Source organism: Inquilinus ginsengisoli (assembly GCF_050434925.1).
Classification (GTDB): Bacteria; Pseudomonadota; Alphaproteobacteria; order DSM-16000; family Inquilinaceae; genus Inquilinus; species Inquilinus ginsengisoli_B.
The window spans coordinates 2,205,340-2,226,747 of record NZ_JBNDJK010000001.1; the positions used below are offsets into that span (position 1 = coordinate 2,205,340).

The 21,408-nt window shown below is 70.7% G+C and carries 24 protein-coding genes; 17 read left to right on the top strand and 7 right to left on the bottom strand.

Going from position 1 to position 21,408, the window contains the following annotated elements; genetic code table 11:
* Positions 1-4: 4 nt before the first annotated feature.
* From QFZ27_RS10580 to QFZ27_RS10605, 6 genes are all read left to right on the top strand, one after another.
* Positions 5-742, top strand: coding sequence for a hypothetical protein (locus QFZ27_RS10580; protein ID WP_429226283.1), 738 nt, complete (start codon positions 5-7; stop codon positions 740-742).
* 81 nt (positions 743-823) lie between these two features.
* Positions 824-1,195: a YciI family protein gene (locus QFZ27_RS10585; protein ID WP_429226284.1), complete on the top strand. Its 372-nt coding sequence runs from the start codon at positions 824-826 to the stop codon at positions 1,193-1,195.
* Positions 1,192-2,454: an RNA polymerase sigma factor gene (locus tag QFZ27_RS10590; protein ID WP_429226285.1), complete on the top strand. Its 1,263-nt coding sequence runs from the start codon at positions 1,192-1,194 to the stop codon at positions 2,452-2,454. The genes QFZ27_RS10585 and QFZ27_RS10590 overlap by 4 nt, the downstream gene beginning before the upstream one ends.
* Positions 2,455-2,709: 255 nt before the next feature.
* The gene (locus tag QFZ27_RS10595) at positions 2,710-3,126 is read left to right on the top strand and encodes a VOC family protein (RefSeq protein WP_429226287.1); all 417 of its coding nucleotides are present in this window, start codon (positions 2,710-2,712) and stop codon (positions 3,124-3,126) included.
* A 56-nt stretch (positions 3,127-3,182) separates the two neighbouring features.
* Entirely contained in the window at positions 3,183-3,626 is a 444-nt protein-coding gene (locus tag QFZ27_RS10600; RefSeq protein WP_429226288.1) for a YybH family protein, read from the top strand.
* A gap of 164 nt (positions 3,627-3,790) precedes the next feature.
* Entirely contained in the window at positions 3,791-4,225 is a 435-nt protein-coding gene (locus QFZ27_RS10605) for a YybH family protein (RefSeq protein ID WP_429226289.1), read from the top strand.
* On the opposite strand, the gene QFZ27_RS10610 is transcribed toward QFZ27_RS10605, so the two are convergent.
* Complete coding sequence (locus tag QFZ27_RS10610; RefSeq protein ID WP_429226291.1) at positions 4,222-4,572, bottom strand: ArsR/SmtB family transcription factor; 351 nt, start codon at positions 4,570-4,572, stop codon at positions 4,222-4,224. The genes QFZ27_RS10605 and QFZ27_RS10610 overlap by 4 nt on opposite strands.
* 165 nt (positions 4,573-4,737) lie before the next feature.
* Here QFZ27_RS10610 and QFZ27_RS10615 point away from each other — a divergent pair, with 165 nt between their 5' ends.
* Together QFZ27_RS10615 and QFZ27_RS10620 are read left to right on the top strand one after the other, a co-directional pair.
* On the top strand, positions 4,738-6,159 hold the full coding sequence (locus tag QFZ27_RS10615; protein ID WP_429226292.1) for an MFS transporter: 1,422 nt from the start codon (positions 4,738-4,740) through the stop codon (positions 6,157-6,159).
* Positions 6,160-6,228: 69 nt separating this feature from the next.
* Positions 6,229-6,609, top strand: coding sequence for a VOC family protein (locus tag QFZ27_RS10620; RefSeq protein ID WP_429226293.1), 381 nt, complete (start codon positions 6,229-6,231; stop codon positions 6,607-6,609).
* A gap of 6 nt (positions 6,610-6,615) precedes the next feature.
* Here the strand turns inward: QFZ27_RS10620 and QFZ27_RS10625 are convergent, their stop codons facing one another.
* From QFZ27_RS10625 to QFZ27_RS10635, 3 genes are all read right to left on the bottom strand, one after another.
* Positions 6,616-7,023 (bottom strand): hypothetical protein, encoded by a 408-nt coding sequence (locus QFZ27_RS10625; RefSeq protein ID WP_429226294.1) that lies wholly within the window; start codon positions 7,021-7,023, stop codon positions 6,616-6,618.
* Positions 7,024-7,111: 88 nt separating this feature from the next.
* Complete coding sequence (locus QFZ27_RS10630) at positions 7,112-7,993, bottom strand: hypothetical protein (RefSeq protein ID WP_429226296.1); 882 nt, start codon at positions 7,991-7,993, stop codon at positions 7,112-7,114.
* 55 nt (positions 7,994-8,048) lie between these two features.
* Complete coding sequence (locus QFZ27_RS10635; protein WP_429226298.1) at positions 8,049-8,927, bottom strand: hypothetical protein; 879 nt, start codon at positions 8,925-8,927, stop codon at positions 8,049-8,051.
* Positions 8,928-9,143: 216 nt separating this feature from the next.
* On the opposite strand from QFZ27_RS10635, the gene QFZ27_RS10640 reads away from it, so the two are divergent.
* From QFZ27_RS10640 to QFZ27_RS10660, 5 genes are all read left to right on the top strand, one after another.
* Entirely contained in the window at positions 9,144-9,401 is a 258-nt protein-coding gene (locus QFZ27_RS10640) for a hypothetical protein (protein ID WP_429226299.1), read from the top strand.
* A gap of 89 nt (positions 9,402-9,490) precedes the next feature.
* Positions 9,491-9,673 (top strand): CsbD family protein, encoded by a 183-nt coding sequence (locus QFZ27_RS10645; protein WP_429226301.1) that lies wholly within the window; start codon positions 9,491-9,493, stop codon positions 9,671-9,673.
* Positions 9,674-9,683: 10 nt separating this feature from the next.
* The gene (locus QFZ27_RS10650) at positions 9,684-9,839 is read left to right on the top strand and encodes an entericidin A/B family lipoprotein (protein ID WP_429226302.1); all 156 of its coding nucleotides are present in this window, start codon (positions 9,684-9,686) and stop codon (positions 9,837-9,839) included.
* A gap of 75 nt (positions 9,840-9,914) precedes the next feature.
* Positions 9,915-10,073: a YqaE/Pmp3 family membrane protein gene (locus tag QFZ27_RS10655; RefSeq protein ID WP_429226303.1), complete on the top strand. Its 159-nt coding sequence runs from the start codon at positions 9,915-9,917 to the stop codon at positions 10,071-10,073.
* 79 nt (positions 10,074-10,152) lie between these two features.
* Entirely contained in the window at positions 10,153-12,117 is a 1,965-nt protein-coding gene (locus QFZ27_RS10660) for a S9 family peptidase (protein WP_429226304.1), read from the top strand.
* Positions 12,118-12,292: 175 nt separating this feature from the next.
* Here QFZ27_RS10660 and QFZ27_RS10665 read toward each other — a convergent pair whose 3' ends face one another.
* Positions 12,293-13,126 carry a hypothetical protein gene (locus QFZ27_RS10665; protein WP_429226305.1) on the bottom strand — a complete coding sequence of 278 codons (834 nt, stop codon included), beginning with the start codon at positions 13,124-13,126 and terminating at the stop codon, positions 12,293-12,295.
* Positions 13,127-13,439: 313 nt separating this feature from the next.
* Between QFZ27_RS10665 and QFZ27_RS10670 the strand changes: the two genes are divergently transcribed.
* From QFZ27_RS10670 to QFZ27_RS10685, 4 genes are all read left to right on the top strand, one after another.
* The gene (locus QFZ27_RS10670; RefSeq protein WP_429226306.1) at positions 13,440-14,240 is read left to right on the top strand and encodes a class I SAM-dependent methyltransferase; all 801 of its coding nucleotides are present in this window, start codon (positions 13,440-13,442) and stop codon (positions 14,238-14,240) included.
* Positions 14,241-14,276: 36 nt separating this feature from the next.
* Positions 14,277-15,104 carry a class I SAM-dependent methyltransferase gene (locus tag QFZ27_RS10675; RefSeq protein WP_429226307.1) on the top strand — a complete coding sequence of 276 codons (828 nt, stop codon included), beginning with the start codon at positions 14,277-14,279 and terminating at the stop codon, positions 15,102-15,104.
* A gap of 77 nt (positions 15,105-15,181) precedes the next feature.
* A complete protein-coding gene (locus QFZ27_RS10680; RefSeq protein WP_429226308.1) occupies positions 15,182-16,153 on the top strand; it encodes an AraC family transcriptional regulator in 972 nt (323 codons plus the stop codon).
* Positions 16,154-16,345: 192 nt separating this feature from the next.
* Entirely contained in the window at positions 16,346-18,832 is a 2,487-nt protein-coding gene (locus tag QFZ27_RS10685) for a beta strand repeat-containing protein (RefSeq protein WP_429226310.1), read from the top strand.
* A gap of 44 nt (positions 18,833-18,876) precedes the next feature.
* On the opposite strand, the gene lpxK is transcribed toward QFZ27_RS10685, so the two are convergent.
* A complete protein-coding gene (gene lpxK / locus QFZ27_RS10690; protein ID WP_429226311.1) occupies positions 18,877-19,890 on the bottom strand; it encodes a tetraacyldisaccharide 4'-kinase in 1,014 nt (337 codons plus the stop codon).
* Positions 19,891-20,131: 241 nt separating this feature from the next.
* Positions 20,132-21,403, bottom strand: a complete 1,272-nt coding sequence (locus QFZ27_RS10695; protein WP_429226312.1) for a 3-deoxy-D-manno-octulosonic acid transferase — start codon at positions 21,401-21,403, stop codon at positions 20,132-20,134.
* Positions 21,404-21,408: the final 5 nt, after the last annotated feature.

Consider the following 21,408-nt stretch of genomic DNA (forward strand, 5'->3'; position numbering starts at 1 on the left):
AGCGATGCAGCCGGGCAAGCGTGTTCAGCAGGCCATCGATACGGCCTATCGGGTGTTCGCGCCCTATCCTCGACCGACCACGCTGACGGCATCGCCGCTGCGTGACGCCGACGAGATCCTGAGGACGCTGACCTCGGCGCCGTTGCGCGACCTCACCGGGGAACAGATCGGGCCCTATGCTGGCTGGGCGATGACCACCGTCGGGTCGCTCCGGGACTACAAGCACTTCCTGCCCAGAATCTTGGAGCAGGCGGTGCGCCGCCCGATTTGGGTGGGCACCGACCCGCCGACCCTGGCCTCCAAGCTCGACATGGCGGAATGGCGGGGCTGGCCTGCGGCCGAGCAGGACGCGGTGAAGGATGTCTTCGCTGCGGCCTGGGCCCAGGCCCGGGCGATGCACCCGGACGACATTGAAGCAGACAACTGGATTTGCGGGGTCGCAGCGCTGGGAATGGACGTTTCCCAGGCGCTGGCCGGCTGGCTTTCGCCACCGTCCCGGGACGCTGTCCTGCAACTCGCCTCGTTCATCAGCTTGGCTCCCGTTCGAATATTCGAGGGGGGCGGTGCCGAGGAAGGATACTGGAGGCCCGCGAGCCGCCAAACGGTTGCGGCCTGGCTTCGGAGCGAAGCGGTCCTGCACGCGCTGCTGGACCTCGATCTCCCTGCCGACGACAAGGATCGCTGGCTCGTGGATCAGGCGCTGAAGGTACTGCTGCCGGCGGATCCGAAACAGCCGAACTAGGAACCTTCGCCGCATTTTTTGCCGGCCGTGTCGGCGCCGGGCATACTCCTTCGTCCTCGGGAGGAAGAAGGAAATACCCGGATGCTGTACGCCGTCCTCTGCTATCACAACGAAGCCGTGACCGAGGCCTGGACCCAGGCCGAAGACGACGCGGTCATCGGCCGGCTGACCGCGGTGCTGGAACCGGTGGCGAAGCAGGGCAAGGTCGGGCCCGTCGCCCGGCTGATGCCGACCACCGCCGCCACCATCGTGCGCCAGAGCGGGGGCGAGCCGCTTGTGCTCGACGGCCCCTTCGCCGAGACCAAGGAGCAGCTTCTGGGCTTCTACACCTTCGAATGCGAGTCGTTGGAAGAGGTGCTCGCCATCGTGCGCGACCTCTCCGACGCCAACCCCGGGGCGACCTATGAGGTCCGCCCGATCCGCCGCTTCAAGCCCGGGACAGCTGGACAATGACCGACCTCGCCTGGATCGACACGGCCTTCGCCTCTGCCCGCCCCCAGGCGCTCGGCGCGTTGCTGCGCTATTTCCGCGACCTGGACACGGCGGAGGAGGCGTTCCAGGAGGCCTGTCTCCGGGCGCTGAAGACCTGGCCGCAGAAGGGGCCGCCGCGCGACCCGGCGGCCTGGCTGATCTTCGTCGGCCGCAACGCCGCGCTCGACGGCGTCCGCCGCGGCCGGAAGCAGGAGCCGCTGCCGCCGGACGAGCTGCTGTCCGACCTGGGCGACGCCGAAGCGGATCTGGCCGAGCGGCTGGACGGCGCCGAATACCGCGACGACATCCTGCGGCTGCTGTTCATCTGCTGCCATCCCGACCTGCCGGCGACGCAGCAGATCGCGCTGGCCCTGCGCATCGTCTCCGGCCTCTCGGTCCGGCAGATCGCCCGCGCCTTCCTGGTCGGCGAAAGCGCGATGGAGCAGCGCATCACCCGGGCCAAGGCCAAGGTCGCCAATGCCGGCGTGCCGTTCGAGACTCCGGGCGCGCCGGAGCGGGCGCAGCGGCTGGCCATGGTCGCCGCCATGATCTACCTGGTCTTCAACGAGGGCTACTCCGCCGCCAACAGCGAGGAGGCGCCGCTGCGCGCGCCCCTGTGCGACGAGGCGATCCGCCTGGCCCGGCTGCTGCTGCGGCTGTTCCCGGCCGAGCCGGAGATCATGGGCCTCACCGCGCTGCTGCTGCTGCAGCATTCGCGGGCGCCGGCAAGATTCGACGCAGACGGCAGCATCGTGCTGCTGGAGGACCAGGACCGGACCCTGTGGAACCGCGCCATGATCGCCGAGGGGCTGGCCCTGATCGACAAGGCGATCCGCCACCGCAGCCCCGGCCCCTATCAGGTGCAGGCGGCGATCGCGGCGCTGCACGCCCGGGCGGCGCGGGCGCAGGACACCGACTGGGCGCAGATCGACCTGCTCTACGCCACGCTGGAGCGGCTGCAGCCCTCGCCGGTGGTGACGCTGAACCGCGCCGTCGCCGTGGCCAAGCTGCGCGGCGCCGAGGCGGCGCTGGAACTGATCGAGCCGCTGGCGCCGCGCCTGTCCGGCTATTTCTACTTCTTCGGCGTGCGCGGGGCACTGCTGCAGCAGCTCGGCCACGTCAGTGAGGCGCGCGAGGCCTTCAACCAGGCCATCGCCCTGGCCAACACCGCGGCCGAGGCCGCCCATATCCGGATGCATCTCGACCGGCTGCAGCAGGACGGCACCGCCGAGGTCGGTTGAGAGACCGCCTGCAAATGCTACTGGTGCGGCCGTCTGACGGCGGGCTCGAGCGCTTCCGGTGCTCACGGACCCAAAAGTCCGCCGCGCGCCGGTTCTCGAAACCACCGCCATCCGACTCACACCAGCGCATTTCCAAACGGTCTCTGAGGCCGCAAAAATTTCCCGGAGTTGGTGTCGGCGTCGCTCCGGTTCGCGCGTCCTTGAGGCAGGCCCGCAGCTTCCGCCGCGGCGCGGATGAGTAACCAGGAGAAAGACATGACGACAGATCACGCAGCGCCCCCGGTCCTCGGCGGCCTGGTCGCCTATGTGAACGTCGAGGGAGCGTCGAAGGCCGCCGAGTTCTACGAAAAGGCCTTCGGCGCGAAGACGGTCTATTCGGTGCCGCCCGACGAGAAGGGCCGGACCATGCATGTCCATGCCCATGTCAACGGCAGCTCGCTGATGATCTCCGACTTCTATCCGGAGCATGGCTTCGCGTTCGAGCCGCCGCAGGCCTTCACCCTGCAGCTCATCCTCAAGGCGGACGAGATCGACGCCTGGTGGCAGCGGGCGGTGGATGCCGGGTGCACGATCGAGGTGCCGCTGGATGTGATGTTCTGGGGCGACCGGTGGGGCCGGCTGAAGGACCCGTTCGGCATCGCCTGGGCGATGAACGCGCCGGTCAAACCGTAACGCCCGTTCGGCGAGACGCCGGAAGGCATCCGGATCCGGACGCGATGGAGGAAGAGATGACCAGCCAGCATGACAGCAAGGTCGAGGTCCGCGCCGTGATCGAGGAGCGCGCGGCGGCGCTGCGCCGCAAGGACGCCAAAGGTTTCGTCGCCCGCCAGGCCGCCGATTATGGCCTCTACTCCCTGTACTCCATGGGGTCGCCGCTAGCCGCCGACCAGGCGAACGTCGAGGACGTGGAGGCCTGGTTCGCGAGCTGGCAGGGGCAGATCGGCTACGAAGTCCGTGATCTCGACATCGCGGCCGACGGCGACGTCGCCTTCTGCCACGGCTTCGCCCGGATGAGCGGCACCAAGACCGACGGCGAGACGGTCGATCTCTGGTTCCGCCTCACCCTCGGCCTGCGCCGGACCGCCGAGGGCTGGGTGATCGTGCATGAACACGAATCCGTGCCCTTCTACATGGACGGCAGCCTGAAGGCCGCGGTGGACCTGAAGCCTTGAGGTCAGGCGGTCCGGTTCAGCGCCGGCGCCAGCAGCCGGCCGGCGGAAGGGCTTGCGCCGTTCCGCCGGCTCCTGTTTCGGACATCGACCTGTCGGATCGGCCGGCGCTGCTTCGTCCTTGGGACAGGCATCCGGATGGTCCGGATGCGGATGGAGGAAGCGAAATGACCAGCCAGTATGACAGCGAGGCCGAGATCCGCACCCTGATCGCGACGCGTTCGGCGGCGTTGCGCCGCAAGGATGCCAAGGGCGTCATCGCCCGCCAAGCCGACGACTTCGTCCTCTACTCCCTGGCGCCGCCGCTGCGGACCGCCGAATCCGGGCCCGAGGGGCTGGACGCCTGGTTCGCCACCTGGCAGGGGCCGATCGGCTACGAGATCCACGATCTCGGCATCGCCGCCGGCGGCGACGTCGCCTTCTGCCACGGCCTGGCCCGGCTGACCGGCACCAAGACCGATGGCGAGAAGCCCGACGTATGGTTCCGCCTCACCCTCGGCTTGCGCCGGGCGGCCGACGGCTGGGTGATCGTGCACGAGCACGAATCGGTGCCGTTCTACATGGACGGCAGCCTGCGGGCCGCGGTGGACCTGAAGCCCTAAACCCCGGCTTCGGAAGGGGCTTGGCGCCCTGGCGCCTCAGCATCGGCGCGCACAGCGCCGATCAGCGCGTCGAGCAGGCCGGGAAAACGGGCGTCGAGGTCGTCGCGGCGCAGCGACAGCAGGTTCTCCCGGCCGGACGGCCGCTGCCAGATCACGCCACTGTCGCGCAGCACCCGCCAATGATGGGTGAGGGTGGATTTCGACACGTTCTTCAGCACTGTGCCGCAGGCGTGCTCGCCGCCCTGCGACAGGACGCGGATCACGCTCAGCCGCATCGGATGGCCCAAAGCGGACAGGACGTTCTCCAGCCGAATCTGATGCCGGTCGGGATGCTGCGGGGTGATCATGCCCGATAGATAGGCAATGATACGCGTACAGTCAAACCATCAGGCCCTTGCGGGACGGGTTCGCAGAGGTCGCTTCATGCTGATAGTACGCAAATTCTAGTACTGTTCAACAGTACGATTAAACGCGTACAGTCGGACGAGTCGAATCCGACGGAAGGAGCTTCCATGTCCGCATCCGTGTCTGCCGCGGGGCATCGCTCGCTCGGCTGGAGCCTGGCGCTGCTGGCCTTCGCCCAGCTGATCTTCGCCCTCGATCTCAACATCGTGTTCGTGGCCCTGCCGGAGATCGGCACCGGCCTCGGCTTCTCCGAGCAGTCGCTGCAATGGGTGGTCAGCGCCTACACCGTATTCTGCGGCGGCTTTCTGCTGTTCGGCGGCCGGGCCGCCGACCTGCTGGGGCAGCGCCGGATGTTCGTGCTCGGCCTCGTCCTCTACGCCGCCTCCTCGCTGGTCGGCGGGCTGGCCTGGAGCCCGGGCGTGATCATCGTCGCCCGCGCGGTGCAGGGCATCGGCGGCGCGATCCTGTTCCCGGCCACGCTGTCGCTGGTCAACCGCCTGTTCGAAGAAGGGCCGCGGCGCAACCGGGCGCTGGCGGTCTGGGGCGGCGCCGGCGCCAGCGGGCTGACGCTGGGCTCGCTGTTGGGCGGCGTGCTGACCGACGGCTTCGGCTGGTCCGCGGTGTTCTTCGTCAATGTCCCGCTGGCCGGGATCGTCGCCCTCGCCGCCCTGGCCGTGATCCCGCGCGACCCGCCGCGCCTGTCCCGCCGCAGCTTCGACCTGCCCGGCGCGCTGACCGTCACCGCCGGCGTCACCCTGCTGGTCTATGTCCTGGTGCAGGGGCCGGAGACGGGGTGGGGCGCCACGCCGATCGTCGCCGCCGCCGTGCTTTCCGCACTGCTGCTGGCCGTCTTCGTGCTGATCGAGACCCGCAGCGCCGACCCGCTGATGCCGATGCGGCTGTTCCGCAACCGCAGCCTGGTCGCGGGCATGTCGATCACCTTCATCTACATGGGCAGCTTCGGCGCGCTGCCCTATTTCCTGACCGTGCTGTTCCAGACCGTGATGGGCTTCAGCGCGCTCGAGACCGGCCTCGCCTTCATCGTGCCGTCGCTCGCCATCGCCGCCGGAACCCAGCTCGGCGAAAGGCTGGCGACGAAGCTGACCACGCGCAGCACGTTGCTGCTCGGGTCGGCGATCGGCGTGGCCGGCACCGTCGCGATCGGCCTGGCGACCACCGCCGGCTACGCCGCGCTGGTGCCGGGCCTGGTGGTCTCCGGCATCGGCCAGGGGATTGTCTGGACTGCGATGTGGATCGCCTCCGCCTCGGGCGTCGCCGCGGAGGAGCAGGGCGTCGCCTCCGGCATGGCCTCGACCACGCTGAACATCGGCAACGCCATCGGCCTCGCCGTCCTGATCGCCATCGCCAATGCCGGCATCGCCGGGCAGGAAGGCGAGGCGCTGCGTCTCGTCATCGCCGACGGCACCCGCCTGGCCTTCATGCTCGCGGTCCTGGGCATCGTGCTCGGCGGGCTGGTGGCGCTGGTCCTGCCGCGCCGGAGCCGCGGCGCGGCGATGCAGGCGGCGTGATGGAAGCGGCGCGTCTTGACAGGCGCGCCGCAGCCCTCTCATCGTCGGCACATGGCGGATCCCGTGCCCTTGAGCCGGCCGGTCCTCGGCCTGGCCGAGCCGCAACTCCTCGTCACCGACATCCGGGCGGCCTGCGACTTCTACGCCGGGACGCTCGGCTTCGCGGTCGTCTTCACCTATGGCGAGCCGCCCTTCTACGCCCAGGTCCGGCGCGACGAGGCGCGGCTGAACCTGCGATGGGTCCGGGGACCCGTCTTCGCCCCCGGCTTCCGCGAGCGGGAGGTCGACGTCCTGTCGGCGACGATCGCGATCGACGATCCCAAGGCGCTGTTCCTGGAGCTGCAGGCCGCCGGCGCGCCGTTCCACCAGACGCTGCGCACCGAGCCCTGGGGCGCCCGCACCTTCATCATCCGCGACCCGGACGGCAACCTGGTCGCCTTCGCCGGCTGACCGGGATCAGGCCAGCCCCTCCAGCCGCCGCTGCTGGTGAAGGAAGGCGTCGCCGAAGGACAGTTTCGCCGTCGTCGGCGCCCGGCCGTCCAGCACCCGCCAGAACGGCGTGATCTCGCTGGCGGGCGTGCCGCGCCGATGCGCCTCCCACGCCGCCTCGGCGACGATGCGCAGGTGGAAGCCGGTGGTGATCGGGCAGGTCACCTCGGCACCGTGTTGGCTGGCCAGCTCACGGCGCAGGGTCGGCACATCCATGCCGCTGCCCTTCGGGATGGCGCGGATGAAGGCGTCGATCAGCCGGGGCGTCGGCACCAGCATGATCTCGCCGGTCTTCATCCCGGCGATGTCAACCGGCGCCGGCTTCACCTGATGCGGCCGCGGGTCGTCCAGCTTCTCGGTCCAGGATTTCGCCATAACTGCCTCACTCCCAATCGGCGGCAGGAGCCCGGCCGGATTGACAGATCCTGCGAAGTTGGCCGTCCGCCAAGCTTTGCCCAGTGGGCTATTGCAGTTCCGAGATCCGGCCCTGGTCTACGATCCAGACCTTGCCATCCCTGGTCCCGACGCCCAACGGCCTTTGGTACAGCAGGCTTGCGAACACATGTGTTTCGATCGGCGTCGGAGATTGGATCTCTGTGACCATGCCACCCATGATCTCTGCGCCTTCGGGGATTTCCCCGGGGGGTGGTTGGCAGGTCTTCGACAAGTTCTCGATCGACACAACCCGCCTGCCGTCCGCACTCACCAAGGCACGGAGATGGCCAAGGAACATCATCACATCGGGGGTGGTGGTCGCGGCCAGAAGGTAGATCCGCCAATTCGACGAGCCGGGATCGCGAAACGCCACGGTGTTGTAGTGTCCCGGGCAACGCCGGGACCCACTCTGAGCAAGGACCAGCTGCCGGGCGGCAAACTGGGCTGATTGGTCCGGCGTCAGTCTGGGGTTGGTGGGCCGCGCCATGGTCATGGCGGCAGACTCGCCTCGTTGGTTGACGGTAATGTCGTAGGCCGATTCGAATCGATCCCCCGACTGGCGGATGAGGCGGACCAGCACGCCGGACCCAGACGTGTCGGTCACCCAGCCCCGTATGCCGTCGGCCCGCAGGTGTGCCCCCTCGGCGAGGACGAGATCTGTGGCCCGGGACGCGGCGTTGTCGAGGACGTAGATCGTGCGGCCCAGCATCTCGATCCGACGAATCTCCGGTGATGTCTGAGGGATCCGGCGAAGCGCCGGCTTTTCCGCCGCCCTGACCGGGTTGGTCGTGGCCGGGGGAGTCGTGCTGTTGCAGCCGGCCAGGATCGCCAGCAGGGCGAGCGGCAGCGCCGCGCGCCGCATCGCCTCGGCCATGCCGGACCGGCGCGGCGAAGTGGTGGTGTCGATCATCTGGCCCCCCTGTGCCGCCAGCATGCCGTGTCCGGCGGCGGCGGCCAAGGGCGGCCTACTCCTTCACCGTGGCGATGGTGCCCTTGGCCACCAGCCAGCGCTTGCCGTCCGCAGTCAGCACGATCAGCGGCAGGTCCTGGCGCAGGCTGAGGAAGACGTGCAGCTCGGTCGGGATCGCCGAGACCGGCTCGGAGACCATGACGGCGACGGCCCGGTGCCCCTCGGTGGCCTTCTCGCCGGCCAGGCAGGAGGGCGGCGGCAGCCGGCCGCCGGACAGGATGCGGCCGCCATCCGGGCTGACCAGGAAGCGGTAATGGCCGCCGACCATGAACATGCCGGGCTCGGTCGCCGTGGCCAGGGCATAGACCCGCCAGTTCGAGGTGCCGGGGTCGCGGAACGCCACCGGCCGATAGGTCTTGGAGCAGGGCTGGTCCAGCCGCCCCAGCGCCAGCTGCGCCGCGGCGAACTGGGCGGACTGGTCCGGCGTCAGCGGCGCGCCGTCCCGGCGGGCGAGGACAGGGGCGCCGCCGCCGGCGTCGACCGTGACGTCATAGGCCGCCTCCGGCCCCTGGCTGCCCCGGCGCACGAAGCGGACCAGGATGCCGTTCTCCGTCGGCTCGGTCACCCAGCCGACGATGCCGCCGGCCTGCGGGTCGATGCCGTTGCGGCGCAGCGCCGCACTCGCCAGGGCGGCGGCGCCGTCGACCGCATAGATCTGCCGGCCCAGGGTCACGGCCCGGCGGAACTCCGGTGCCGTCTGCGGCACCACCTTGGACGGCGCGGCCGCATCGGCGGGCGGGATCGTCTGGCCGGGCGCGGCCTGGCCTGGTGCAGGCTGCTGCTGGGCCGCAGCCTCGCCGGCCGGCAAGGCGACCGCCGCCAGCAGCAGGGCGGCGCGCCCGAGGCGGCAAAGGGTAATGGAGGGGTGGCGCATGCTGTCTCCGCTGTGACCCGGGGGCCACCATGCCGCGCCGCGCCGGCCGGGCCAACCCCTTGCCTGCAGCGACGAGGCCGGGGCGGAAGCCGTTCCCTGGCGGCGGCGCTGTAACGGATTCCGGAATCCGCTGTTGCTGTCGTATGGGCGCGTCGCGCGGTGTTGCCGCGACGGGCGCCCCGTGCCGGACGATGCAACTGTGAGGAGAAAAAGACCATGGCAACCCGCAACCTCGAACAGGATGTCGATCTCTTGACCCGCACGATCTCGGAACTGCGGTCGGAGATCGGCTCGCTGGCCGGCCGTGCCGGCGGCGCGGCGCAGGATGCCGGCCGGTGGGGCGCCCGCCGCGCCGGCGAAGCGGCGGAGGCGGCGGCCGGCGAGATCAAGGGCCGGGTGGCCGAGCGGCCGCTGACCGCCCTGGGCCTGGCCTTCGCCGCCGGGCTGGCGATCGGCCGCTTCCTGGTCCGCTGACCGCCGCGGTGCCGTCGGAACTCCCGCCGGCGCGGCGCTGTTACCTGACCGGTCCGTCTCGGATCGGTTCGCAACCGAGGAAGACATCCATGGACAAGGATCGCATCAAGGGCGCTGCCGACAAGGCGGTCGGCAAGGGCAAGACGGCCGTCGGCAAGGTGACCGGCGACCGCGAGCTCGAGGCCGAGGGCCGGGCACAGACCGCTGCGGGTAAAATCGAGTCCGCCGCCGGCAAGGTCAAGGACGCCGTTCGTGACGTTCTCAAGAAGTGAGGAGTTGATCATGATCGCACGCATCGTTCTCATCGCCGGCCTGCTGGCCGCCGGCCTCGGCATGGCCGCCTGTGACAACACGGTCCGCGGCGTCGGCCAGGACACCCAGAAGGCTGGCGAGAACATCGAGCAGTCGACCAAGCCGAATCCGCCGATGATGCAGTGACCGGCCGGCCCGGGCGGATGGGCCCACCATCCGCCCGGGCGCCCCGACTCTTCGCTTGACCATTGAAGGACCGGCATGGACCTGCTCCGGATCATCATCGCCATCCTGCTGCCGCCGCTGGGGGTGTTCCTCCAGGTCGGCTTCGGCAAGCATTTCTGGCTCAACATCCTGCTGACGCTGCTCGGCTACATCCCCGGCATCGTCCATGCGGTCTGGGTGATCGCGAAGAAGTGATCCGGTGCGGCGCCGCCGGCACTGGAATCCGGGCGGCCGATCGGACAGGCTGGCGGTCCCCATGGATCGGAGAGCAGCGATGACCGGCATCAGGACCGCCCCTTATGGCTTCTGGAGGTCGCCGATCACCTCCGACCTGATCGTGGCGCAGTCGATCGGGCTGTCCGAGGTGCGGTTGGACGGCGATTCGATCTGGTGGCTGGAAAGCCGGCCGCAGGAGGGCGGGCGCAGCGTGCTGATGCGGCGCGCGGCGGACGGCCCGGTCGCCGAGGTCAGCCCGCCGTCGGTCAATGTCCGCACCCGGGTGCATGAATATGGTGGCGGTGCCTGGACCGTGGCCGACGGCACCGTCTATTTCGCCAACGACCGGCCCGGCCCTGCCGGCGCGCCGCCGGATCGCCGGCTGTACCGTCAGGTGCCGGGCGCCGCGCCCGAGCCGGTCACCGCCGCCACCGGCGAGGCCGAATGGCGCTTCGCCGACGGGCTGGTCGATTCGCGCCGACGGCTGTGGATCGGCGTCGGCGAGCGGCATCGCCCCGGCCGGGCCCATCCCGACAACATGATCGTCGCCGTGCCGCTGGAGGGCGAGGGCGTCGGCAGCATCCGCATCCTGGCCCAGGGCCACGATTTCTTCGCCTCGCCGCGGCTGTCGCCGGACGGCAGCCGCCTGGCCTGGCTGGCCTGGGACCATCCGCATATGCCCTGGGTCGAGACCACGCTCTACGTCGCCGAGCTGGCGGCCGACGGGGTGGCGGCCGGGGCGCCGCGGGTGCTGGCCGGCGGGTCGGGCGAATCGGTGTTCCAGCCGGAATGGTCGCCGGACGGGCAATGGCTGGTCTTCGCCGCCGACCGGTCCGGCTGGTGGAACCTGTATCGCTGCGACGGGCGGGGCGGCCCGGCCGAGGCGGTGCTGACGCTGGCGGCGGAGTTCGGCCAGCCGCAATGGGTGTTCGGCCTGTCGACCTACGCCTTCTCCGGCCCCGGTCGGCTGTTGTGCAGCTATATCGAGGGGGGGCTGGGCAAGCTCGCTCTGGTCGACCTGCTGACCGGCGCGCTGACGCCGATCGACCTGCCCTTCACCGACATCAGCTCGGTCCGCGCCGATGAGCGGATCGCGGTGTTCCGCGCCGGCTCGCCGCGCGACCCCGCCCAGATCGTCCGGCTCGACCTCGCCACCGGGCGCTGGGAGGTGCTGAAGCGGGCGACCGAGATCGGCGAGGATCCGGCGCTGCGCGGCTTCTTCGCGCCGGCGCAGCCGGTCGAGTTCCTGACCGCGGGCGGCCGCACCGCCCACGGCCTGTACTATCCGCCGACCAGCCCGGACCATGCGGCGCCGGACGGCGACGTGCCGCCGCTGGTGGTGAAGATCCATGGCGGCCCGACCTCGGCGGCGTCCTCGACGCTCAATCTCGGCATCCAGTACTGGACCAGCCGCGGCGTCGCCGTGCTCGACGTCAATTATGGCGGCAGCACCGGCTACGGCCGGGCCTATCGCGACCGGCTGCACCTGTCCTGGGGCGTGGTCGACGTGCAGGACGCGGTCGCCGGGGCGAAATACCTGGCGGCGCAGGGCCTGGCCGATGCCGCCCGGTCGGTGATCACCGGCGGCAGCGCCGGCGGCTACACCGCGCTGGCGGCGCTGGCCTTCGACGATTATTTCGCCGGCGGGGCCAGCCATTTCGGGGTCAGCGACGCGGCGGCCCTGGCGCGCGACACGCATAAGTTCGAGTCGCGCTATCTCGACTGGCTGATCGGCCCGTATCCGGCCGAGGCCGAGCGCTACCGCGAGCGGTCGCCGCTGTTCCATGCCGACAGGCTGTCCAAGCCGGTGATCTTCTTCCAGGGTGACGAAGACGAGGTGGTGCCGCCGAACCAGACCGAGGCGATGGTCGACGCGCTGCGGGCCAAGGGCCAGCCGGTCGGCTACGTCCTGTTCGCCGGCGAGCAGCACGGCTTCCGCAAGGCCGCCAACATCCAGCGCGCGCTGGACGGCGAGCTGGCGTTCTACGCCGTGGAGATCTTCAAGACCGGGCTGGCGTTCTGAGGCCGGCGCGGCCCACCCCCTCACCCTCCCGTCGCCAACGCGACGGGCCCCTCCCTCTCCCCGAGGAGAGGGAAAAAAGTGCGGCGCTCCATTCACCTCTCCTTGGGGAGAGTCGAAATCGCGCAGCGATTTCGGGTGAGGGGGCGGCTCCGGCTCATCCGACCGGCCCGGTCGGTCACCCGGTATCGGGTTTGTCCGCCCGGTCGAGATCGGGATGGGGCTCGATGCCGAGCGATCGGCAGAGGCGTTCGGCGACCCGCATCGGCGGTTCGGCGTCGAGCAGCGCCGGGACATCGGGCTCCCGCAGCCGGGTCTCGATCCCGGCCATCAGCGCGGGGATCTCGTCGCGATCCATGGTGCGGAGCGGCTGGCTCAGCAGTTCGAGTACCCGGGCCCGGCGCCGCTCCCGGATCTCGTCCGGGGTCTCGGTCAGCGGCGGCGGATAGGGCGGGTCCGACCAGTCGGCGGCCCGGCGGCGCCATGCGTCGGAGAGCCCGAGGCCGCAGGCCAGGCCGGCGATGACCGCGCCGACCGGCCGGTCCTCGATCCGGCTGTCCTCGTCCTCATACAGCGCGTCGAGATGCTCCCCCAGATCGTGTTCCTCGGCCCGGATGCGCTCTCCGGGCGACAGCTCCGGATCCCAGACCAGGGCTTCGAGGGCGTCGGCGACATGGTTGCGCTGGCGGGCGCGGCGGGCCTTGCGGTCGGCCTTGTCGCCGGCGCAGAGGTCGGCGGCGGCGCGGCTGCGCAGCGCCAGCGAGCGCTGCACCGAGCGGGAGAAGCGGCTGAAGGCCATCCCAGCCTCCTGCGCCTCGGCCCTGGCTGCCTGCACTGCGGCTTCATCGGCCTTCGGCTGGGCGGCGCGGGTCTGCGCTGCAATGGCGCGGACGCCTTCGCCCTCCGCCAGCTGCATGGCGATCTCGGCCAGGCGCGTGAGCATCTGGACCTGCTGCAGCGCGAGGTCGCGGCAGTAGGCCTGGATGTCGAGATCTGCTGGTGCTGTCTCCATGGAACGTATCATGAACAAGATTCGGCGGTTAGCGCAATGGACATTGCGTTAACACTCGTTCTGGACGGCTACCCGGTTGCCGCCGATGGTCGGCAAAGGGCAGGATGCTGACCCCGTGCCTCTTCAGGAATCCCGCTCCCGGGCGTAGCCTGACGCCATGGACGTCGAACTCGCCCGGCCGTGGAGACGGCTGCCAGACAGCGATAATGAGGCGACGGCGCTCCAGCGGCGCCTCGAGTTCGAGGTCACCTGAGGGGCGCCCGGACCGCGCAGTGGTTGCTGCCGAGGCAGCATCCGCCATCGGAGACTGATCATGCCGCCGCCGAGACTTGCCAGGGACGCGGGGCGCCGGGCCTTCGGGGCCGACCCGGCCAATTATCACGGCGCCCGTCCCGACTACCCGGAATGGGTCTATCGGACGCTGCGGTCCCGCTGCGGCCTCGGACCCGGGGCCGCGACCTTCGAGATCGGCGCCGGGACGGGCAAGGCGACCGGGCGGCTGCTGGAGGCCGGCGCCGATCCGCTGGTCGCCGTCGAGCCGGACTCCAGGCTCGCCGAATTCCTGCGGACGGCGCATCCGGACCCGGCCCTGACGGTGCTGCTGTCCGCGTTCGAGGACGCGGCATTGGCAGAGGCGGCCTTCGACCTCGGCGTCTGCGGCACCGCCTTCCATTGGCTGGACGAAGAGGCGGCCCTGGCCAGGATCACGCGCCTGCTGCGCCCCGGCGGCTGGTGGGCGGCGTTCTGGAACGTGTTCGGCGACGACAGCCGGCCCGACCCGTTCCATCTCGCGACCCTGGAACTCCTGGAGGGTCCGTCCACTCCCTCGGCCGGCGAGCGCGGCATACCGTTCGGCCTGGACACCGAGGCCCGGCTGGCGGCGCTGACGCGGACCGGCGCCTTCGACATCGTCGATACGGCCATGAGCACGTGGTCCCTGGTGCTGGACGAGGACCAGGCGGCGGCGCTCTACGCGACGTATTCGACCGTCAGCCTGCGCCCCGATCGCGAGGCGGTGCTGGCCGGGCTGCGCCGCATCGCGCGCGACAACTTTGGCGGCCGCGTCGTCCGCAACATGACGACCAGCCTGTATATTGCCCGCCGGGCCGCATGACGATCCATGGCTGCCGACCATCAGCGGAGGTCCCCCATGCATCGTCCCGGGCGCATCGCTACCAGCCCGTCGGCGCGCAAGGCTGTCGCCTCGGCCTTCGCCGATGCCGATGTCGCCCGCTGCTATGCGGCCCGGCCGCCTTATGCGCCGGAGCTGTTCGAATTCCTGCTCAGACATGTGGCGGGGCGCGGCCGGGCGCTGGATCTGGGCTGCGGGCCGGGCAAGGTCGCCATCGTCCTGGCCGATCACTTCGCCGAGGTGGTGGCGCTCGACCCCTCCGCGGCGATGATCGAGGCCGGCCGCGCGGCGGCGAGCCGCGCTCCGGATGCCGGCCGGCATGGCGGCATCGCGTGGATTTGCGACACGGCCGAGGCCTACCGCACCGATCGCGGCTTCGACCTGGTCACGGCCGGCACCTCGATTCACTGGCTCGACCACGAAGCGGTGTTCCCGAAGCTGGCGGGCTGGACCGGAACGCTGGCCGTGATCGGCGGCGACGAGCCGGCGGTAGCGCCCTGCGGCGACGAGGCCTGGACGGGATTCCTGGCGCGCTGGCTCGCCCGGGTCGGCGGCCGCTACGATCCGGCCGGCGCCGCGGCGGAGGCCGGGCGCCATGAGGCCTGGATGGACATCTCCGGCCGGAAGGAATTTCCGTTCACGGTTCGGCAGAGCCTCGCCGAGTTCATCCGCGGCCAGCATTCGCGCGCGACCTGGAGCCGCGCCGTGATGGGCGAGGCCCTGGCCGCCGAATTCGACCGCGAGCTCGAAGCGCTGCTGCGGCCCTTCGCGACCGACGGGCAGCTGGATCTCGCCATGGTCTCGACCCTGACCTGGGGCGCGCCGCGCCGGGAGCCACGCCAGTAGCCGCAAGCGTTGTCGGACACCGCCGAGAGGCCTAACGTGCTTGTGTAAATATTCCGGTTTTTACGGGGACGTCGACGATGCAGGGCATCCGTTTCTCGTCCCAGGCCCTGCCGCATGATCTCGACGAGCGGGCGCGCTTCTCGCTGTGGCGCGATCTCTACGTCGCCAACATCGGATCCTTCGACATCAGGATCTCGGACGACGCCCCCTTCCACGCGGAGCTCGAGATCGCGTTCTACGGCGCGGTCGGGCTCGGCCGGTTCAGCGGGACGGTCCACAGCGTCACGCGGACCCCGCATGACCTCCAGGCCGACGGCCAGGATGTCTACTGCCTGATGATCAACGCGGGCGCCGGCATGGTCGGCGGCCTGCATGTCGGGCGCGAGATGGCGCTGACGCCTGGCGCGGCCGCGCTGATCTCGGCGCAGGAATGCGGCTCGTTGATCGGCGGCGAGCCGGCGCGGGACGGAATTCACATCTGGCAGAACCTGATCGTGCCGGGGGAGCTGATGCGGCGGACGGTCGGCGGCGTGGACGATCTTCTCGCCATCGGCCGCTCCAACGCGGCGCTGGCCTTCCTTCGCAATTATCTCAAGCTCGTGGGCGAGGTCCCGGCCGACGGCGATCCCGCCCTGGCCGCCCATATTTCGACGACCCTGCTGGACCTGATCACGCTCGTCGTCGTCGGCGGCAAGGGAGAGACGGCGTGCCAGGCGGCGTCGCGGGGCCTGCGGGCGGCGCGGACCGATGCGGTTCTCGCCGGCATCCGGGACGGCTACACCGAGCCCGGCTTTTCGGTGAAGTCGCTGGCGCGCCGCCTCGGCCTCTCCGTGCGCTACATCCACGACTTGCTGCAGCAGACCGGGGCGGGGTTTGCGGAGCGCGTGCTGGAACTGCGCCTGCAGCGGGCCGCGATGCTGCTCGGCGACCGGCGATCCGATGCCCTGCGTATCGGCGATCTCGCCCTCGCGGTCGGGTTCAGCGACGTGTCCTACTTCAATCGCTGCTTCCGGCGCCGCTTCGGCTGCACGCCGACCGCCATGCGATAGGCGGCGCCGGGCCTCGGCCTGCGGACTGCACCGCGAGTCAATTCCGGTGCCGTCCGGTCCAAGACGCGTCCCGGTCGGCCATGCGATCAACGGCCAGCCCTGCCGAATCATCGGCAGCGGCGACGCGTGGCGCCTTCCCGATATCCGGGGCGAACCCATTCGGCAGCCTCGATCACGGGATGAGGACATTTCATGTCGACGATTAACGGCGACGCCGGAAACAACAATCTCTCCGGCACGGCGACGGGCGATACCATCAACGGCCTGGCCGGCAACGATTATCTCTTCGGTGCGGACGGCAACGACATCCTCAATGGTGGCGACGGCAACGACCTGCTGCAGGGTGACGCCGGGGCGGACACGCTGAACGGCGGCGCCGGCATCGATTCGGTCTCCTACGACACCAGCGTGGTCGGTGTGATCGTCACGATCGGCGCCGGCATCGGCTCGGGTGGCGCCGCGGGCGACGTGATCGGCGCCGACGTCGAGAACATCCATGGCACGAGCGCGAACGACCATCTGACCGGATCGGCGGCGGACAACTATCTTGCCGGTTTATGGGGCGACGATTTTGTCTATGGCCTTGCCGGCAACGACCTGCTGGATGGGGGCGACGATGACGATTTCCTGCAAGGCGGGGCCGGCGCGGACACGCTGATCGGCGGCGACGGCATCGACACGATCGACTACAACGGCACCGGCGTGACCGTCAATCTGACGACGCTGACGGCGTCCGGCGGCGAGGCCCAGGGCGATGTGATCGGGGCCGACATCGAGAATGTCCAGGGCACCGGCAGCAATGACGGCTTGACCGGCTCCACCGCGGCCAATGTACTCTGGGGCTTCAGCGGCGACGATGTCCTCTACGGCAAGGCCGGCGACGACGTGCTCGGCGGCGGCGACGGCAATGATTTCCTGCAAGGAGGCGCCGGGGCGGACACGCTGAATGGCGGCGCCGGCATCGACACCGTCGACTACAGCGGCACTGCCGGGGTGACCGTCGCCATCGGCGGCATCGGCTCGGGCAGCAGCGAGGCCCAAGGCGACGTGATCGGCACGGACATCGAGAATATCCACGGCACGAACGGCTTCGGCGACAGCCTCACCGGCTCGGCCGCGGATAATGGGCTCTCCGGCTTCGGCGGCAACGACCATCTCTACGGGCTGGGCGGCCAGGATTCGCTGGATGGCGGCAGCGGCGACGATTTCATGGATGGCGGGGCCGGAGCGGATGTCCTGACCGGCGGCGCCGGCATCGACACCGTCGACTACAACGGCACGGCGGGCGTGACCGTGAAGATCGGCGGCACCGGTTCGGGCGGCGAGGCCGAGGGCGACGCGATCGGCGCCGATATCGAGAACCTCCGGGGCACAACCGGTTTCGGCGACGCACTGACCGGGTCGGCCGTGGACAATGTTCTGGAGGGCTATGGCGGCGACGATCGTCTCTACGGTCTCGCGGGCAACGACACGCTCAGCGGCGGCGCCGGCGCCGATTTCCTGCAGGGTGGGGCCGGCGCGGACATTTTGAGCGGTGGCAGCGGCATCGACACGATCGACTACAACGGCACCGCCGGGGTGTCGGTCAATCTGACGGTGCAACTGGTGATGGGCGGCGAGGCCGAGGGCGACCTGATCGGCGCCGATATCGAGAACATCCAGGGCACGGGCTCTAGCGACGTGCTGACCGGCTCGGCCGTGGACAACGTGCTCTCCGGCTTCGGCGGCAACGACAGCCTCCAAGGCATGGACGGCGCCGACACGCTGACTGGCGGCGACGGCAGTGACGTGCTGCGCGGGGGCGCCGGGGCCGACCTGCTGGCCGGTGAGGGCGGAACCGATGCCGTGATCTACACCGAGAGCAGCGTCGGCGTGACGATCGATCTCGTCGCCGGCACCGGCACCGGCGGCAACGCCCAGGGCGACGTGCTGAGCAGCATCGAAACCGTCTACGGCAGCCATGTCGACGATCTCATCCTCGGCAGCGACGCCGACAACGGAATGGTCGGCAGCTACGGCAACGATGCGCTCGGCGGCGGCAACGGGACCGACACGCTGGTCGGAGGCGACGGGAACGACACGCTGCGCGGTGGAGCCGGGGCCGACATCCTGCAGGGCGGGGACGGCATCGACACCGCGATGTACAGCGAGAGTGCCGTGGGCGTGACGGTCGATCTGGCCCTCGGCACCGGCAGCGGCGGCAATGCCCAGGGCGACACCCTGGCCGATGTCGAAGTGGTCTATGGCAGCAACATCGGCGACATCCTGGTCGGCAATGCCGCGGCGAACACGCTGGTCGGCAATGCCGGCGACGACGTGCTGCGGGGTGCCGCCGGCAAGGACACCCTGGGCGGCGGCGCCGGCGCCGACCACTTCGTCTATGCCGCGGTCGCCGACAGCACGGTCGGCAACGCCGCCGACGTGATCGCCGATTTCAGCCATGCCCAGGCCGACAGGATCGACTTGGCGTCGATCGACGCCAACACCGGCGTGGCGAACGACCAGGCGTTCGGCTTCATCGGCGCGGCGGCCTTCACCCACCATGCGGGTGAGCTGCGCGCGGTCGTTTCCGGCAGCCAGACGACGGTGAGCGGCGATGTGAGCGGCGACGGCATCGCCGATTTCAGCATCGTCCTGACCGGGGCCATCACGCTGCAGGCGGTCGACTTCGTGCTGTAGCGGGCCTCGACCCTGACTCCGGGGGCGCGGCGCCGACCCCCGGGTCAGTCGCGCAGCGCCCGCCGCACCACTGGCTCCAGCACCGCGTCGACGGCGGCGGGGTCGTCCCAGGCGAGGTCGACTCGCAGCGCCTCGACCATCGGCCGGGCCTCGGGCGGCAGGCGGACCAGGTCCTTCTCGGTGGTCACCGGCACGGCACCGCGCTCCTGCGCCGTCTCGACCAGGCGCATCACCTCGTCCGGCGTGTAGACATGGTGGTCGGGGTAGGGGACGGCGCCGACGATCTCAGCCCCCAGCTCGGCCAGAGTGGCGAAGAATTTTTCCGGCCGGCCGATGCCGGCGAAGGCCAGGACCTTGCGGCCGCGCAGCCGGGCGGCGTCCTCGGGCGATGACACCAGCCGGGCGCCCAGCGCCGGCAGGCCGAGCCGGCCCGGCGGGCCGTGGCGGGCGGCGAGGGCGGCGATCCCGGCGCGGTCCGGGCCCATGATCACCAGGGCGTCGGCCCGGGCGAGCCCGTCATCGGGCCGTTCGCGCAAAGGACCCGCGGGCAGGATCCGGCCGTTGCCGAAACCGCTGCTCCCGTCGACCACCAGCAGGGACAGGTCCTTGGCCAGGCTCGGGTTCTGGAAGCCGTCATCCATCAGGATCAGCCCGGCGCCGGCGGAGGCGGCGGCGCGGGCCCCGGCCGGCCGGTCGCGCGAGATCCAGGCGGGGGCGGCCCGGGCCAGCAGCAGCGGCTCGTCGCCGACCTCGGCGGCCGTGTGCCGGTCGGGATCGACCCGCACCGGCCCGGCCAGCGAGCCGCCATGGCCGCGGCTGAGGACATGGACGGCGATGCCGATCTCGGCCAGGCGGCGGGCCAGGGCCAGCGCCACCGGGGTCTTGCCGGCGCCGCCCGCCACCAGGTTGCCGACGCAGACCACCGGCACCGGCGCCCGCTGCGGCTTGATGACGGCCCGGCGCAGCCGCGAGGCGAGGTCGTAGAGCGCGCCGGCGGGGGCCAGCAGCCGGGCCGCCGGCGTCGCCTCCGGGCGATACCAGAAGCCGGGGGTTTTCATCGGGGCATTGCCCTCGTCGCTCCGGCGGCCGGTTTTCTTCTAGTCCCCCCTCCCTTTGCGGGAGGGGGAGAGGGGGAGGGGACTGCGCGCGTCCGCGCGCGAATGGGGAGGGACGCCGCGGTTGCCGCTGCAATAGTGAACTGGTGTCGGGACGAGCGGAGAGAACCCCCTCCCCCTACCCCCCTCCCGCGAGGGGAGGGGGGACTCAGAAAGCAATCGCCGGTCGAGGACGCAGTCGCCCTCATGCCAGAATCGGCGTGATCAGCGGCTCCAGCGTCGCCATCACGGTGGAGACCACGCCGCGGTTGCGCTGGGCCACGGCACCGGCGGCGCGGGCCATGCGGCGGCGCTCCACCGGGTCGTCGAGCAGCCGGTTGACCGCGGCGGTCAGGGCCGCGGCATCGCCCACCGGCATCGCCCCGCGGGCCTGGCTTAGCTGGGCGGTGATGTCCGGGAAGTTGGTCATGTGCGGGCCGTAGACCAGGGCGGCGCCGAGCTGCGCCGCCTCGATCGGGTTGTGGCCGCCGAACGGCACCAGCGAGCCGCCGATGAAGGCGACCGGGCAGACCCGCAGCCAGATCCCCATCTCGCCGATGGTGTCGGCGACCAGCATGTCGGTGTCGGTCCAGGGCAGCTTCGCCTGGCTGCGGCGGACGGCGCGCAGCCCCGCCGCCTGGGCCAGGCCGGCGATCTCCTCGCCGCGGTCCGGGTGGCGCGGCGCCAGCACGGTCAGCAGGCCGGGGCGCTTCGCCGCCAGCGCCTTGTGCGCCTGGATGATCTGCTCCTCCTCCCCCGCATGGGTGCTGGAGGCCAGCCAGACCGGGCGGCGGCCGATCGCCGCACGCATCGCCGCCAGCGCCTCGAGCTCGGCATCCGGCGGGTCGGAGGAGAATTTCAGGTTGCCGACCTGGCCGACGCCGCGGGCGCCGAGGGCGCGGAAGTTGCGGGCCGAGCGCTCGTCCCAGGGCAGGATCACCCGGAAGATGCCGACCAGCCGGCGGATCAGTCGCGGCAGCCGGCGCCAGCGCCGGAACGACCGCTCCGACATCCGGGCGTTGACCAGGGCGATCGGCAGGCCGCGCTGCTCGGTCTCCATCAGCATGTTCGGCCAGATCTCGGATTCGACCCAGATCGCCAGGTTCGGCTTCCAATGGTCGAGGAAGCGGCGGACATAGACCATGCGGTCGAGCGGCGCGAACTGGTGCATCGCCCGGTCCGGCAGCCGCTCGGCGATCAGCCGGGCCGAGGTGACGGTGCCGGTGGTGACCAGGACGGAGAGGCGCGGGTCGCGCTCCAGCAGGCGGCGCACCAGCACCTGCACCGACAGCACCTCGCCGACGCTGGCGGCATGGACCCAGATCAGCGGGCCCGCAGGGCGGGGGATGCTGGCATGGCCCAGCCGCTCGCCGCGGCGGGCGGGATCCTCGCGGCCAGCGGCGGTGCGCCGGGCCAGCAGCAGGGGCACGAAGGGGCCGGCGGCGTCGGTCAGGCCGCGATACAGCGCATAAATCATCCGGT

Coding starts and splice junctions, on each gene's coding strand:
- QFZ27_RS10685 (WP_429226310.1), top strand. CDS start 16,346: ATGTCGACGATTAACGGCGACGCCGGAAACAACAATCTCTCCGGCACG.
- QFZ27_RS10595 (WP_429226287.1), top strand. CDS start 2,710: ATGACGACAGATCACGCAGCGCCCCCGGTCCTCGGCGGCCTGGTCGCC.
- QFZ27_RS10635 (WP_429226298.1), bottom strand. CDS start 8,927: ATGCGCCACCCCTCCATTACCCTTTGCCGCCTCGGGCGCGCCGCCCTG.
- QFZ27_RS10630 (WP_429226296.1), bottom strand. CDS start 7,993: ATGATCGACACCACCACTTCGCCGCGCCGGTCCGGCATGGCCGAGGCG.
- QFZ27_RS10675 (WP_429226307.1), top strand. CDS start 14,277: ATGCATCGTCCCGGGCGCATCGCTACCAGCCCGTCGGCGCGCAAGGCT.
- QFZ27_RS10605 (WP_429226289.1), top strand. CDS start 3,791: ATGACCAGCCAGTATGACAGCGAGGCCGAGATCCGCACCCTGATCGCG.
- QFZ27_RS10600 (WP_429226288.1), top strand. CDS start 3,183: ATGACCAGCCAGCATGACAGCAAGGTCGAGGTCCGCGCCGTGATCGAG.
- QFZ27_RS10585 (WP_429226284.1), top strand. CDS start 824: ATGCTGTACGCCGTCCTCTGCTATCACAACGAAGCCGTGACCGAGGCC.
- QFZ27_RS10610 (WP_429226291.1), bottom strand. CDS start 4,572: ATGATCACCCCGCAGCATCCCGACCGGCATCAGATTCGGCTGGAGAAC.
- QFZ27_RS10660 (WP_429226304.1), top strand. CDS start 10,153: ATGACCGGCATCAGGACCGCCCCTTATGGCTTCTGGAGGTCGCCGATC.
- QFZ27_RS10655 (WP_429226303.1), top strand. CDS start 9,915: ATGGACCTGCTCCGGATCATCATCGCCATCCTGCTGCCGCCGCTGGGG.
- QFZ27_RS10695 (WP_429226312.1), bottom strand. CDS start 21,403: ATGATTTATGCGCTGTATCGCGGCCTGACCGACGCCGCCGGCCCCTTC.
- QFZ27_RS10645 (WP_429226301.1), top strand. CDS start 9,491: ATGGACAAGGATCGCATCAAGGGCGCTGCCGACAAGGCGGTCGGCAAG.
- QFZ27_RS10665 (WP_429226305.1), bottom strand. CDS start 13,126: ATGGAGACAGCACCAGCAGATCTCGACATCCAGGCCTACTGCCGCGAC.
- QFZ27_RS10680 (WP_429226308.1), top strand. CDS start 15,182: ATGCAGGGCATCCGTTTCTCGTCCCAGGCCCTGCCGCATGATCTCGAC.
- QFZ27_RS10640 (WP_429226299.1), top strand. CDS start 9,144: ATGGCAACCCGCAACCTCGAACAGGATGTCGATCTCTTGACCCGCACG.
- lpxK (WP_429226311.1), bottom strand. CDS start 19,890: ATGAAAACCCCCGGCTTCTGGTATCGCCCGGAGGCGACGCCGGCGGCC.
- QFZ27_RS10650 (WP_429226302.1), top strand. CDS start 9,684: ATGATCGCACGCATCGTTCTCATCGCCGGCCTGCTGGCCGCCGGCCTC.
- QFZ27_RS10625 (WP_429226294.1), bottom strand. CDS start 7,023: ATGGCGAAATCCTGGACCGAGAAGCTGGACGACCCGCGGCCGCATCAG.
- QFZ27_RS10670 (WP_429226306.1), top strand. CDS start 13,440: ATGCCGCCGCCGAGACTTGCCAGGGACGCGGGGCGCCGGGCCTTCGGG.
- QFZ27_RS10615 (WP_429226292.1), top strand. CDS start 4,738: ATGTCCGCATCCGTGTCTGCCGCGGGGCATCGCTCGCTCGGCTGGAGC.
- QFZ27_RS10580 (WP_429226283.1), top strand. CDS start 5: ATGCAGCCGGGCAAGCGTGTTCAGCAGGCCATCGATACGGCCTATCGG.
- QFZ27_RS10590 (WP_429226285.1), top strand. CDS start 1,192: ATGACCGACCTCGCCTGGATCGACACGGCCTTCGCCTCTGCCCGCCCC.